Source organism: Variovorax ginsengisoli, from assembly GCF_030811835.1.
Classification (GTDB): Bacteria; Pseudomonadota; Gammaproteobacteria; order Burkholderiales; family Burkholderiaceae_C; genus Variovorax; species Variovorax ginsengisoli_C.
On record NZ_JAUSRO010000007.1, the window covers coordinates 220,639 to 232,949 of the forward strand.

Sequence of the window (12,311 nt, forward strand, 5' to 3'; positions counted from 1 at the left end):
GCATTCCTTCGGGACACACCTTCGAGAGACAGGCTATGAAAATCTATTTCCTGGGCGCCGGCGCCCTCGGCTGTGCCATCGGCGGCACCCTTGCGGCGGGCGGGTCGGACGTCACGCTCATTGATCCGTTTCAGGCGCACGTCGACGCCATCAACCGCGACGGCCTCCTCATGAAGTACGGCGACTTGGAACGCCGCGTCAAGGTGCGCGCATCGACCAGCGTGGAGGGGCTGGCGCCAGCCGACCTGGTGATCGTGCTGGTCAAGTCGTTCCACACCCGCTCGGCCATCGAAGGCGCCTTGCCGATCATCGGCCCTGACACCGCGCTGATGTCGCTGCAGAACGGCATGGGCCACGAGGAGATCCTGGCTGACGTCGCTGGCCGTGGGCATGTGCTGGCCGGCAAGACCTACGTTGGCGGCGTGTTGCTCGGTCCGGGCCACATCATTGCCGGCACGCGTGGCAAGCGCACGGTGATCGGCGAACTCGACGGCCACGTGAGCGAACGCGCCAGGGCCATCGCGGCCGAGTTCGATCGTGCCGGGCTGCCTTGCGAAGTCAGCGACAACATTTTGGGCGTGATGTGGGACAAGCTGCTCATCAACGTCTCGACCGGGGCGCTGAGCGGCATCACGGGCCAGGTGTACGGCAGCCTCTACGCGGTGCCCGAGATCGAGGCCACGGCCATCGCGGCCGTGACTGAAGCGATGGCCGTCGCACAGGCGATCGGCGTGAAGCTGTCGATCAAGGCGGCGCGCGATGCCTGGGTGATGGCCGCCGAAGGCCTGCCCTACGAGTTCAAGACCTCCATGCTGCAGAGCCTGGAGAAGGGTTCCATCACCGAGATCGATTTCATCAACGGCTCGGTGGTGCGCGCCGGGCTCGCGCACAACGTGCCGACGCCGGTGAACCAGACGCTGGTGGCCGCCATCAAGGGCATCGAACGCCGGCTGGAGGCGAAATGAGCACGCCGCGCGCCTATGTGGAACACGTCGCCATCTGGGTGAAGGACATCCATTGGCACATCAGGTTCTTCCACGACGTCTGCGGTATGACGATGCGCGAGGTACAGGGCACGCTCGAAGAGCCGGTCCAGTACTGGACCCTCGGCGGCATGCAGTTCATGGCCAAGCCGGACCACGCAGGGCCTGAGGGTCGCCTCGGCCACCTCGGCGTGATGTGCGAAGACCTCGAGGCCGCTCTGGCCGCGGCACAGGCTTTCGGCGTGACCGAAATGCCCCAGGGCCGCAACTGGCTGCGCCTGCCGGACGGCCTGGCCGTCGAATTCATCCAGGCCAGCGAGGGCGCCGTGGCGCGCGCTCTGGCCATCGATCCTCGCGCCTGAAGAGCCGTGAAGAGCCGCCACCCACTTCATCCAAAGAGAGACACCCCATGACCACCTTGACCATTGAAGACCAATACTGGGACGACGCCGTCGTCGGCCAGGAATGCATCAGCCCGCCCTACGAAGTGACGGAGGCCCGCGTGATGGCCTATGCCGACCTCACCGGCGACCACACCCCCGTTCACACGGACGAAGCCTATGCACGCACCACACCGTTCGGCACCCGCGTGGCGCACGGGTTGTTCGGTCTGTCGGTGGCCGACGGACTCAAGACGAAAAGCGACATGCGCTTCATGCCGGGCATGTCGCTTGGCTGGGAATGGCGCTTCGTCGCCCCCATCAAGCTCGGCGACACGGTGCGTGTGAAGTTCCACGTCGGCAGCAAGCGCGAATCGAAGAGCAAGCCCGGCTGGGGCATCCTCGTGCTGCCGTCCGAGCTCATCAACCAGCGTGACGAGGTTGTGCAACAGGGCGAGCACCGCGTGATGGTGCCGAGGAAGCCATCATGAGCACGTCACCGAAACAAGCGCTGCCGCTGGCCGGCTTCCGCGTCATCGACTACAGCCACTTCCTGGCCGGACCCTATGTCGGGCGCTGCCTCGCCGCACTCGGTGCGGAAGTCATCAAGGTCGAGCGCCCCGGCACGGGCGATGCGGGGCGTCAGCATGCGTGGTTTGTGGGCGAACACAGCGGCTATTTCCTGCAGCAGAACATGGGCAAGAAAGGGCTCAGCGTCAACACGAAGGACCCGCGCGGCCGCGCATTGATGAAGAAGCTGGTCGACAGCGCCGACGTGTTCGTCGAGAACTACCGCCCCGGCGCGCTCGACAAGCTCGGCCTGGGCTATGCCGAACTCGCCGAAACCAACCCCGGACTCGTGTACTGCTCGATCTCGGCCTACGGCCACACCGGCCCCGACTCGCACCGCGCCGGCTTCGGTCTCATCGCCGAGGCCAAGAGCGGCATCATGCAGATGGTCGGCAACCCGGGTGAGGCGCCGCCGCTCCTGCGCATCTCGCTGGGCGACATGTACACCGGCATCCATGCGGTCGCCGCGATCAATGCAGCCCTGCTGGGACGCGTGAAGTCTGGCCGCGGGCAGCACATCGACATGGCGCTGTACGACACGCTGGTGTCGATGCACGAGTACGCGGTGCAGTGCTACACGCTGTCCAACGGACAGGAAGTGCCGGTGCAGACCGGGCACGACATGCCCAATTCCACGCTCTACGGCGTGTTCCGCGCACAGGACGGTGACCTTGTCATCGCCGCACAGGTGGACGACGCGTGGAAGCGATTTGCCGCGCTGGTCGAAAACAATGGGGGCCCTGCAGGCTTCGGCGGCGACACGCGGTTCCACGCTTCGGCCGGGCGCAATGCCCATCGCACGGAGATCCTCGGGGTGGTGAAGCCGTGGGTTGCAGCGCAGCCGGTTGCCCAGGTGCTGAAGATGCTGGACGGCATCGATGTGCCTGCGGCCAAGGTTCAACGCATCGACGAGGTGCTGGCCGATCCTCAGATTCGCGCGCGCGGCATGGTGATCGAGCAGGACCACCCGGTGCTCGGAAAAATCAGCCTGCCGAACTTGCCCTTCCGCATGTCGGGGTGCGACACCTCGATCGCGCAGGTGGCGCCGGAACTGGGCGAGCACAACGCGGAAATCGCGGCGAGCCTCGGCTTCGACGCCGCGCAGATCGCCGACATGCAGGCCGACGGCGTGCTCTACAGCAAGTAAGGAGACGTGATGACCGACAAGTACGCCGTGATCGGCAATCCGATAGGACACACGAAGTCGCCGATGATCCACGGCAGCTTCGCCGAAGCGACCGGGCAGGACATCGATTACCAGGCCATCGAGGGCTCGCTCGACCGTTTTTCCGACGACGTGCACGCCTTCCGCAAGGCAGGCGGGCGAGGCATGAACGTCACGGCCCCCTTCAAGCTGCAGGCCTACGCGCTGGCCACCGAACGGCTCGAACGCGCCGAGCTCGCCGGGGCCACCAATGCGCTCAAGTTCGAGGGCGACCGCATCATGGCGGACAATTTCGACGGCGTCGGTTTGACCAACGACATCCAGCGCAACCTGGGCTTCTTGCTCAAGGGCTCGCGCATGCTGGTGATCGGCGCTGGCGGCGCGGTGCGCGGCGCACTGCTGCCCTTTCTGGCGCAACAACCGAAGTTGGTGGTCGTGGCGAACCGCACGGAGACAAAGGCCATCGACCTTGCAAGGCAGTTCGCCGGGCACGGCGACATGCAGGGCTGTGGCTACGACGATCTGGCCGGAGAGCGATTCGACATCGTCATCAATGGCACGTCGGCCAGCCTCAAGGGGGAGCTGCCGCCTCTGCCCGCCGAGACGCTGCAGGGCGCGCGACTGGCCTACGAGCTCGCCTATGGCAAGGGGTTGACGCCCTTTCTGCGCTTGGCGCAGAACGCCGGAGTGCCGAAGCTGGCCGACGGCGTCGGCATGCTCGTGGAACAGGCGGCCGAAGCCTTCCTGTGGTGGCGCGGCGTGCGGCCCGACACGCGTGCCGTCATCGACCGCATGACCATCCCCCTGGTCTGACGCAGCGAGAGGCAGACAACACCATGGAAATCCTCATGTTGCATGGCATCAACCACAACATGTTCGGCAAGCGCGACCCGAAGCAATACGGCACGGTGACCTTGGCCGAGATCGACGCGCAATTGCAGGCGCTCGGCAAGGAACTCGGCGCCGAGGTCGAAAGCTTCCAGACCAATTGCGAAGGCGCGATGTGCGAGCGCATCCACCAAGGCTTCGTCGATGGCGTGGATGCCGTGCTCATCAACGCCGGCGCCTGGACGCATTACAGCTACGGCATCCGCGATGCGTTGGCCATCCTGACGGTGCCGGTCGTCGAACTGCACATGTCGAACATCCATGCGCGAGAGGCATTCCGCCATCACTCGGTGTTCGCGGAGATCGTGAAGGGACAGATTTGCGGATTTGGCGTCGACAGCTACCTGCTCGGTCTGCGTGCTGCGGTATCGGCCGCTGCGCACACGTTCTGAAAGCGCCAGCGAACGAGACCCATCAGGCCGGAAACGTCCCCGGCAGCAGGATCCGTTTGTCGACATTCCGGATGTCCGTGTGCCCGCAGAAGGCCATGGTCACGTCCAGTTCCTTGTGGATGAGCTGCAGCGCTTTGGTCACGCCGGCTTCGCCCATCGCACCCAGGCCGTAGGCCATCGCCCGGCCGATCATGGTGCCGCGGGCGCCGAGCGCCCAGGCCTTGAGCACGTCCTGGCCGCTGCGGATGCCGCCGTCCATCCAGACTTCGAGCTTGTCGCCCACCGCATCGACGATCGGCGGCAGCGCCTCGATGCTCGACGGCGCGCCGTCGAGCTGGCGGCCGCCGTGGTTGCTCACGACGATGGCGTCGGCGCCCACATCGACCGCCAGCCGCGCGTCTTCTTCCACCATGATCCCTTTGAGGATCAGCTTGCCGCCCCATTGCTGTTTTACCCACGCGATGTCGGCCCACGACAGCGTCGGGTCGAACTGCTCGTTGGTCCAGGCTGACAGCGACTTCATGTCGCTCACGCCCTTGACGTGGCCGACCAGGTTGCCGAAGGTGTGGCGCTTCGTGCCGAGCATGCCCATGCACCAGCCAGGCTTGGTGGCGAGGTTGAGGAGATTCCGGATGGTCGGCCGCGGCGGCGCGGTCAGGCCGTTCTTCAGGTCCTTGTGGCGCTGGCCGATCACCTGCAGGTCGAGCGTGAGCACCAGCGCGCTGCACTTGGCGGCGCGGGCGCGCTCGATCATGCGGGCCATCGATTCGCGGTCGCGCATCATGTAGAGCTGGAACCAGAAGGGCGCCGTGGTGTTCGCCGCAATGTCCTCGATCGAGCAGATGCTCATGGTCGAGAGCGTGAACGGGATGCCGAACTTCTCGGCCGCGCGCGCGGCGTGGATCTCGCCGTCGGCGTGCTGCATGCCGGTCAGGCCCACCGGGGCGATGGACACCGGCATCTTCACCGCCTGGCCCACCATCGTGGTGGCCAGCGAGCGGCCTTCCATGTTCACCGCCACGCGCTGGCGCAGCTTGATCTTCTTGAAGTCGTCGCTGTTGGCGCGGTAGGTGCTCTCGGTCCATGAGCCGGAGTCGGCGTAGTCGTAGAACATGCGCGGCACGCGCTTTTCGGCCAGGACGCGCAGGTCCTCGATGGTGGTGATGACGGTCATGGGAATGGATTCTGCGGGCGATCCCTGTGCAGCGGGCATGAAATCTGTTGCCAGGGCGCGTGAAGCTTTTTCATGCGCGTGCCCGGACTGGCCGCTGCGCGGGTCAGTCCCGCAGGGCGTGGCGCACCCAGTCGACGAAGGCCGCGCATTCCCAGCGCTCCAGCGTGCCGGGCTTCCAGCACAGGAAGTAGTCGTAGGGCGATTTCACGCTGTCGCGCGACAGGCGCACCAGGCGGCCGCTGTCGAGCCACGCATGGCCCAGTTTCAGGCGCATCAGGGCCACGCCGAAACCGGCGACGGCGGCGTCGAGCACCAGGCCCAGATCGTCGAATTGAGTGCCCGCGCTTGGCTCGGGCAGGCCGATGCCGCAGGCCTGGAACCACGTGCGCCAAGGCTCCAGCGGCGAGCGGATCAGGTGGGCGCGCGCCACCGCCGCGTCGGTGGCGAAGCCATCCAGCGGGCCGAGTTCCCGCAGGTAGTCGGGGCTGCAAACGGGACAGACCTCGTCGGACAGCAGGTGCATCGATTCGCGATCGGCAAAGGGCGCATTGCCGAAACGCAGTTCGATGTCCGCGTCTTCCAGTGGCGCATGGTGCGTGGGCAGCCCGAGCTGCAGCGTGAGTTCGATGTCCGGGTAGGCGTGCCGAAAGAGCGCCAGGCGCGGCAGCAGCAGCTGGCGCGAGAAGGTGGGTGTGACAGCCAGGCGCAGGCGGGTGGCCGCCGGACTGGGTGTGGTGGCACCGCGTCCGGGCACCTGCTGCAGCGCGGCGAGCGCCTCGCGCACGCGCGCCAGGTAGGCGCTGCCGTCGCTGCTCAGGCTGAAGTCGCCGCGTGCGAAGGCCTTGAAGCCGAGCAGCGCTTCCAGTTGCCGGATGCGGTGGCTGACCGCACTGGGCGTCACGTTCAGTTCCTCGGCGGCCTGGGTCACGCTGCGCAGGCGCGCGAGCGCCTCGAAAGCGAGCAGGTTCTGGATGGGCGGGATGCGCGGCGCGGACATGGCAGCCGATTGTGGCCGCAGCGCCGCGCCTGCGGCATCCCGCATTGCCCGTAGCCGGGCGCCGGATGGCCAGTGCGGGGACAATAGCGCCCCTATGGCAAAACAGCGCATCGTGGTGGGCTTGAGCGGCGGTGTCGATTCCGCCGTGACCGCGCACCTGTTGAAACAGCAGGGCCACGAGGTGGTCGGCATCTTCATGAAGAACTGGGAAGACGACGACGACAGTGAGTACTGCAGCTCGAACATCGATTTCATCGACGCGGCCAGCGTGGCTGACGTGCTGGGCATCGAGATCGAGCACGTCAACTTCGCGGCCGACTACAAGGACCGCGTCTTCGCCGAGTTCCTGCGCGAATACCAGGCTGGCCGCACGCCCAACCCCGACGTGCTGTGCAACGCCGAGATCAAGTTCAAGGCCTTCCTCGACCATGCGATGCGCCTGGGCGCCGAGAAGATCGCCACCGGTCACTATGCCCGGGTGCGCTTGAACGAGGGCGCGCAGCGGCACGAGCTGCTCAAGGGACTGGACCCCGCCAAGGACCAGAGCTACTTCCTGCACCGCCTGAACCAGGCACAGCTGTCGAAGACGCTGTTTCCGGTCGGCGAGCTGCACAAGACCGAGGTGCGCCGCATCGCCGACGAGATCGGCCTGCCGAATGCGAAGAAGAAGGACTCGACCGGCATCTGCTTCATCGGTGAGCGGCCGTTCCGCGAGTTCCTCAACCGCTACATCTCCAAGGAACCCGGCCCGATCAAGGACGAGCGTGGCCGCACGCTGGGCGAGCACCAGGGTCTGAGTTTCTACACGCTCGGCCAGCGTCAGGGCCTGGGCATCGGCGGCGTGAAGGCGCGCGGCGCGCAGCGGGGCGCGGGCGACCATTCGCCGTGGTTCGTGGCGCGCAAGGAGATGGCGACCAACACGCTGTGGGTGGTGCAGGGGCACGACCATCCGTGGCTGCTGTCGGCGGAACTTGAAGCCGACGACGTGAGCTGGACCGCCGGCGAGGCGCCAGCACCGGGCGCCTACGGCGCCAAGTCGCGCTACCGGCAGGTCGATGCGCCGTGCATTCTGTCGGCGGGCGCGGGCGCTGCGTTCCGGCTGTCCTTTGCCAACGCGCAATGGGCCGTCACCCCCGGCCAGTCGGCGGTGCTGTACGACGGTGAGGTCTGCCTGGGCGGCGGGGTCATCGCGAGCGCGACACCCGCGGCTTGAAGTCTTGAAGACCGGCCAGCCGCAGGCTCAGGCCGACGGTGGCCCTGCCGGCTGCGACACCGAGACGTCGAGATGGATCATCGACAGCGGGTGGCGCGCGCCTGCGAGGTGGTCTTCGATGCACTTGAGCACCAGCGGGCTGCGATGCCGCGCCACGCTGTCGCGCACTTCATCGGGCGTCATCCACAGCGTGCGTACGATGCCCGTGTCCAGCGCACGGCCGGCCTCGTGCGCACCCAGCGTGCCGCTGAAGGCAAAGCGAAGGTAGGTCACGTCCTGTTCTGCCGGTGGGCTGCGGGGCCGCTGGAATCGCGTCATGTACACGCCAATCAACGCAGTGGGCGTGAAGTGATGGGCCGTCTCCTCCAGCGCCTCGCGTGCGCAGCCCTCGGCCGGCGATTCGCCCGGATCGAGGTGGCCTGCCGGCGTGTTCAGGCGCAGGCCGTCGGAGGTTTCCTCCTCGATCAGCAGGAAGCGGCCGTCGCGCTCGATGATGGCGGCGACGGTCACATGCGGTTTCCAGCGTGTCATGGTCCTGACTGTAGCGCTGACGCGGGCCCGTGTGCTCACACGGTGCGCTGGACCCCTGAGAACTGCCAGATGCGCATCAGGTCGTCGTCCATCGATTCCAGCCGGTAGCCGAGCCCGTAGATTGCCGACAACAGGAAGCCGTTGGCGGGGCACAGATCGAGCTTGGAGCGCAGCCGAGAGATGTGCGTGTCGAGGGAGCGCGAAGGCTTGGCCGGCTTATTGCCCCATACCGCCTCGCGCAGGCGCTCACGAGACAACAGGCGTCCCATGTTCTGGAACAGGAACATGGCAAGCTCGTATTCCCGATGCTTGAGATCGATGGGCTGTCCGCGGAGCTCGAGCGCACAGACTTGGGGCGAGAAGCGGTACACCCCGAACACCAGTTCGGTCTCGTGCTGTGCCGGGTAGGCGCGTCTGAGCAGCGCAAGGACGCGGGCTGCCAATTCGCCCGCGCGAACCGGCTTGCCCACGAACTCGTCGGCACCAGCGCTCAGGCCCTCGACGATGTCCTCTTCCGTGCAGCAATCGGCAATGAACAGCACCGGCATGCGGCTGTGGAGCGCCTTGCGCAGCCAACGCAGGATCGCGAGGCCATACCGGTCGGGCAGCGACCAGTCGAGGATCAGCAAGTCGTAGTTCTGGTCGCGCAATTCGCGCAGCAGCGGCCGGCTTTCCTGAAAGGGGTGAAACTCATGGCCAAGGTGGTCCATGGCGTGCCGGATCAATTCCAGCCGACTCGGCTCATCGTCCAATGCAGCAATGCGCATAGTCCTCCCAGACTCGCTTTATTTATCTATGTGTGACGTCAGTTTAGATATCCGTCGACAAAAAAAAAGGCTTGTCGCGCGAGGCGGTGAGTGCGACTGTTAACTAGGTCACACAACCGCAACAACACCGTTATCAACTGTGAATCCGGGACGCCCGTTGCCGTCGGCGTCCGTGTCCGGAAGGTGACGTTGGCGGTATCCACTGCGGGTGAGACCCGAAGTGCAAACCTGGGGCCTTCAGTTAAGCTGCCGCGACACATCCAAGAACGACTGCAGTCCCGAGGAGAGTTTTATGCTGATAGGCGTGCCTGCCGAGACCACCGTGGGCGAAACCCGCGTGGCCGCAACGGCCGAGACGGTCAAGAAGCTCGTGGCACAGGGCCATGAGGTGCGGGTCCAGTCCGGTGCCGGCCTGGCCGCGAGCCTGACCGATGCGGCCTATGAAGCCGCTGGCGCACACATCACCGACCTGCAGGGCGCCTGTGCGGCGCAGATCGTGTTGAAAGTGCGCACGCCTTTCGACAACGAGGCCGCATTGATGCAGCCCGGCACCGTGGTCGTCGGCATGCTCAATCCTTTCGATGCAACTGGCCTGCAGCGGCTGGCCAGCGCCGGTCTCACGGCCTTCGCGCTGGAAGCCGCGCCGCGCACCACCCGTGCCCAGAGCATGGATGTGCTGAGTTCGCAGGCCAACATCGCGGGCTACAAGGCGGTCATGATCGCCGCAGACCTGTATCAGCGTTTTTTCCCGATGCTCATGACGGCGGCCGGCACGGTCAAGGCGGCGCGCGTGGTGGTGCTCGGCGTCGGCGTGGCGGGTTTGCAGGCCATTGCGACGGCCAAGCGCCTGGGCGCGGTCATCGAGGCGAGCGACGTGCGCCCGAGCGTCAAGGAGCAGGTCGAGTCGCTGGGCGGCAAGTTCATCGAGGTGTCCTACGACACCGACGAGGAAAGGGACGCCGCGCAGGGCGTGGGCGGCTATGCCAAGCCGATGCCCGCGAGCTGGCTGGCGCGCCAGCAGGTCGAGGTGGCCAAGCGCGTCGCGCTGGCCGACGTGGTGATCAGCACCGCGCTCATTCCGGGGCGCGCCGCACCCACGCTGGTGACCGAAGACATGGTCAAGTCGATGAAGCCCGGCTCGGTGATCGTCGACATCGCCGCGGGCAAGGGCCCGGGTGGCGTCGGCGGCAACTGCCCGCTGTCGGAGCCCGATCGCACCGTGGTCCGGCATGGCGTGACGATCGTGGGCGAGACCAACCTGCCGGCGCGTGTGGCAGCCGACGCCTCGGCGCTCTATGCGCGCAATGTGCTCGACTTTCTCAAGCTCATCGTCACCAAGGAGGGCGGTCTGAAGATCGACCTCGAGGACGACATCGTTGCCGCCTGCCGCATGACGCAGGACGGCCTGGTCACAAGGAAGTAAGCCATGGATCCCGTCTCCCACACCGTCATCAACCTGATCATCTTCGTGCTGGCCATCTACGTGGGCTACCACGTGGTCTGGACCGTCACGCCCGCGCTGCACACGCCGCTGATGGCCGTGACCAATGCCATTTCCGCCATCGTGATCGTGGGGGCCATGCTGGCTGCCGCACTCACCGAAACCACGCTGGGCCGGACCATGGGCGTGCTGGCCGTGGCGCTGGCTGCGGTCAACGTCTTCGGCGGCTTTCTGGTCACCCGGCGCATGCTGGAGATGTTCCGCAAGAAGGAGCGCAAGGCCGCGCCCGCCAAGGCAGACGGCGCCAGGGGAGATGCAGCATGAGCGCCGCGCCGGGTCGCCCCGCGCAGGCTCGCACCGCAGTGCGCAGCACGGAGGTCTCCAAATGAGCATGAACGTCGTCACGCTGCTGTACCTGGTGGCTTCGGTCTGCTTCATTCAGGCCTTGAAGGGCCTGAGCCATCCGACCACCTCGATCCGCGGCAACGCCTTCGGCATGGCGGGCATGCTCATCGCCGTGCTCACGACGGCGGCGCTGATCGTCGAGCTCTCCGGCGGCAAGGCCATCGGCATGGGTTGGGTGCTGCTCGGCCTGCTGGTGGGCGGCACCGGCGGCACCCTCGCTGCCAAGCGTGTCGAAATGACCAAGATGCCCGAGCTGGTCGCCTTCATGCACAGCATGATCGGCCTGGCTGCTGTGTTCATCGCGGTGGCGGCCGTGGCCGAGCCGTGGGCCTTTGCCATCGCGGCGCACGGCGAGCCGATTCCGGGTGGCAACCGCATCGAGCTGGCGCTGGGTGCCTTCATCGGTGCGGTCACCTTCACCGGCTCGATCATCGCGTTTGGCAAGCTCTCGGGCAAATACAAGTTCCGTCTGTTCCAGGGCGCGCCGGTGCAGTTCAAGGGCCAGCATGCGCTCAACGCGGTGCTTGGCCTGGCAGCGGCGTTCTTCATCTTCGGCTTCTGGCATTCGCAGAGCTGGCTGGACATCGTGCTGGTGATCGCGTTGGGTTTCGCGCTGGGTGTGCTGCTCATCATCCCGATCGGCGGTGCCGACATGCCGGTGGTGGTGTCGATGCTCAACAGCTACTCGGGCTGGGCGGCCGCGGGCATCGGCTTCAGCCTGAACAACGCGATGCTGATCATTGCCGGCTCGCTGGTGGGCAGCTCGGGCGCGATCCTGAGCTACATCATGTGCAAGGCGATGAACCGCTCGTTCTTCAACGTGATCCTGGGCGGCTTCGGTGGCGATGCGACGGCCGCCGCCGCCGGGAGCGCGGTGCAGCGCAGCGTGAAGACCGGCAGCGCCGACGACGCAGCCTTCGTGCTGGGCAATGCCGAGACGGTGGTGATCGTGCCCGGCTACGGCCTGGCGGTGGCGCGGGCGCAGCACGCGGTCAAGGAACTCGCCCAGAAGCTCACGGACAAGGGCATCACGGTGAAGTACGCCATCCATCCGGTGGCCGGCCGCATGCCGGGCCACATGAACGTGCTGCTGGCCGAGGCCGAAGTGCCCTACGACCAGGTGTTCGAGATGGAAGACATCAACGGCGAATTCGGCCAGGTCGACGTCGCCATCATCCTGGGCGCCAACGACGTGGTGAACCCCGCGGCGCACACCAAGGGCAGCCCGATCTATGGCATGCCGATTCTGGAGGCCTACAAGGCCAAGACGGTGATCGTGAACAAGCGCTCGATGGCGGCGGGCTACGCGGGGCTGGACAACGAGCTCTTCTACATGGACAAGACGATGATGGTTTTCGGCGATGCGAAGAAGGTGGTCGAGGACATGGGCAAGGCCATCGAATAG

The 12,311-nt window shown here is 66.1% G+C and carries 14 protein-coding genes; 10 read left to right on the forward strand and 4 right to left on the reverse strand.

The annotated features are described in order from the left end of the window. Nucleotides 1-35 precede the first annotated feature (35 nt). Genes J2W36_RS12995 through aroQ form a run of 6 tightly spaced genes read left to right on the forward strand, consistent with a single transcriptional unit; the run spans nt 36 to nt 4,378 of the window. A complete protein-coding gene (locus J2W36_RS12995; protein ID WP_307690151.1) occupies nt 36-965 on the forward strand; it encodes a ketopantoate reductase family protein in 930 nt (309 codons plus the stop codon). After that, nucleotides 962-1,345: a VOC family protein gene (locus J2W36_RS13000; protein ID WP_307690152.1), complete on the forward strand. Its 384-nt coding sequence runs from the start codon at nt 962-964 to the stop codon at nt 1,343-1,345. The genes J2W36_RS12995 and J2W36_RS13000 overlap by 4 nt, the downstream gene beginning before the upstream one ends. Nucleotides 1,346-1,401: 56 nt before the next feature. Continuing rightward, nucleotides 1,402-1,854: a MaoC family dehydratase gene (locus J2W36_RS13005; protein ID WP_307690257.1), complete on the forward strand. Its 453-nt coding sequence runs from the start codon at nt 1,402-1,404 to the stop codon at nt 1,852-1,854. Then, a complete protein-coding gene (locus tag J2W36_RS13010) occupies nt 1,851-3,080 on the forward strand; it encodes a CaiB/BaiF CoA transferase family protein (protein ID WP_307690153.1) in 1,230 nt (409 codons plus the stop codon). Before J2W36_RS13005 ends, J2W36_RS13010 begins: the two co-directional genes overlap by 4 nt. 9 nt (nt 3,081-3,089) lie before the next feature. Continuing rightward, nucleotides 3,090-3,911 (forward strand): shikimate dehydrogenase, encoded by an 822-nt coding sequence (gene aroE, locus J2W36_RS13015; RefSeq protein WP_307690154.1) that lies wholly within the window; start codon nt 3,090-3,092, stop codon nt 3,909-3,911. Nucleotides 3,912-3,934: 23 nt separating this feature from the next. After that, the gene (gene aroQ, locus J2W36_RS13020; RefSeq protein ID WP_307690155.1) at nt 3,935-4,378 is read left to right on the forward strand and encodes a type II 3-dehydroquinate dehydratase; all 444 of its coding nucleotides are present in this window, start codon (nt 3,935-3,937) and stop codon (nt 4,376-4,378) included. 22 nt (nt 4,379-4,400) lie between these two features. Here the strand turns inward: aroQ and J2W36_RS13025 are convergent, their stop codons facing one another. Beyond that, nucleotides 4,401-5,552 (reverse strand): alpha-hydroxy acid oxidase, encoded by a 1,152-nt coding sequence (locus J2W36_RS13025; RefSeq protein ID WP_307690156.1) that lies wholly within the window; start codon nt 5,550-5,552, stop codon nt 4,401-4,403. 103 nt (nt 5,553-5,655) lie between these two features. Then, complete coding sequence (locus J2W36_RS13030) at nt 5,656-6,549, reverse strand: LysR substrate-binding domain-containing protein (RefSeq protein ID WP_307690157.1); 894 nt, start codon at nt 6,547-6,549, stop codon at nt 5,656-5,658. A gap of 94 nt (nt 6,550-6,643) precedes the next feature. On the opposite strand from J2W36_RS13030, the gene mnmA reads away from it, so the two are divergent. Then, nucleotides 6,644-7,762, forward strand: coding sequence for a tRNA 2-thiouridine(34) synthase MnmA (gene mnmA / locus J2W36_RS13035; RefSeq protein ID WP_307690158.1), 1,119 nt, complete (start codon nt 6,644-6,646; stop codon nt 7,760-7,762). A 27-nt stretch (nt 7,763-7,789) separates the two neighbouring features. On the opposite strand, the gene J2W36_RS13040 is transcribed toward mnmA, so the two are convergent. Together J2W36_RS13040 and J2W36_RS13045 are read right to left on the reverse strand one after the other, a co-directional pair. Next, entirely contained in the window at nt 7,790-8,293 is a 504-nt protein-coding gene (locus J2W36_RS13040) for an NUDIX hydrolase (RefSeq protein WP_307690159.1), read from the reverse strand. A gap of 35 nt (nt 8,294-8,328) precedes the next feature. Further along, nucleotides 8,329-9,060, reverse strand: coding sequence for a response regulator transcription factor (locus J2W36_RS13045; RefSeq protein WP_307690160.1), 732 nt, complete (start codon nt 9,058-9,060; stop codon nt 8,329-8,331). Nucleotides 9,061-9,352: 292 nt separating this feature from the next. Between J2W36_RS13045 and J2W36_RS13050 the strand changes: the two genes are divergently transcribed. The 3 genes from J2W36_RS13050 (at nt 9,353) to J2W36_RS13060 (ending at nt 12,311) form a co-directional block, all read left to right on the forward strand. Then, nucleotides 9,353-10,483, forward strand: a complete 1,131-nt coding sequence (locus J2W36_RS13050; protein WP_307690161.1) for a Re/Si-specific NAD(P)(+) transhydrogenase subunit alpha — start codon at nt 9,353-9,355, stop codon at nt 10,481-10,483. A 3-nt stretch (nt 10,484-10,486) separates the two neighbouring features. Continuing rightward, nucleotides 10,487-10,825, forward strand: coding sequence for an NAD(P) transhydrogenase subunit alpha part 2 (locus tag J2W36_RS13055; protein ID WP_307690162.1), 339 nt, complete (start codon nt 10,487-10,489; stop codon nt 10,823-10,825). A gap of 61 nt (nt 10,826-10,886) precedes the next feature. Continuing rightward, complete coding sequence (locus tag J2W36_RS13060; protein ID WP_307690163.1) at nt 10,887-12,311, forward strand: NAD(P)(+) transhydrogenase (Re/Si-specific) subunit beta; 1,425 nt, start codon at nt 10,887-10,889, stop codon at nt 12,309-12,311.

What these genes read in the sequence shown, in the direction of transcription:
- J2W36_RS12995 (WP_307690151.1), top strand. Translation starts at nt 36, where the DNA reads ATGAAAATCTATTTCCTGGGCGCCGGCGCCCTCGGCTGTGCCATCGGC.
- J2W36_RS13025 (WP_307690156.1), bottom strand. Translation starts at nt 5,552, where the DNA reads ATGACCGTCATCACCACCATCGAGGACCTGCGCGTCCTGGCCGAAAAG.
- aroE (WP_307690154.1), top strand. Translation starts at nt 3,090, where the DNA reads ATGACCGACAAGTACGCCGTGATCGGCAATCCGATAGGACACACGAAG.
- J2W36_RS13060 (WP_307690163.1), top strand. Translation starts at nt 10,887, where the DNA reads ATGAGCATGAACGTCGTCACGCTGCTGTACCTGGTGGCTTCGGTCTGC.
- mnmA (WP_307690158.1), top strand. Translation starts at nt 6,644, where the DNA reads ATGGCAAAACAGCGCATCGTGGTGGGCTTGAGCGGCGGTGTCGATTCC.
- J2W36_RS13010 (WP_307690153.1), top strand. Translation starts at nt 1,851, where the DNA reads ATGAGCACGTCACCGAAACAAGCGCTGCCGCTGGCCGGCTTCCGCGTC.
- J2W36_RS13040 (WP_307690159.1), bottom strand. Translation starts at nt 8,293, where the DNA reads ATGACACGCTGGAAACCGCATGTGACCGTCGCCGCCATCATCGAGCGC.
- aroQ (WP_307690155.1), top strand. Translation starts at nt 3,935, where the DNA reads ATGGAAATCCTCATGTTGCATGGCATCAACCACAACATGTTCGGCAAG.
- J2W36_RS13045 (WP_307690160.1), bottom strand. Translation starts at nt 9,060, where the DNA reads ATGCGCATTGCTGCATTGGACGATGAGCCGAGTCGGCTGGAATTGATC.
- J2W36_RS13000 (WP_307690152.1), top strand. Translation starts at nt 962, where the DNA reads ATGAGCACGCCGCGCGCCTATGTGGAACACGTCGCCATCTGGGTGAAG.
- J2W36_RS13030 (WP_307690157.1), bottom strand. Translation starts at nt 6,549, where the DNA reads ATGTCCGCGCCGCGCATCCCGCCCATCCAGAACCTGCTCGCTTTCGAG.
- J2W36_RS13050 (WP_307690161.1), top strand. Translation starts at nt 9,353, where the DNA reads ATGCTGATAGGCGTGCCTGCCGAGACCACCGTGGGCGAAACCCGCGTG.
- J2W36_RS13055 (WP_307690162.1), top strand. Translation starts at nt 10,487, where the DNA reads ATGGATCCCGTCTCCCACACCGTCATCAACCTGATCATCTTCGTGCTG.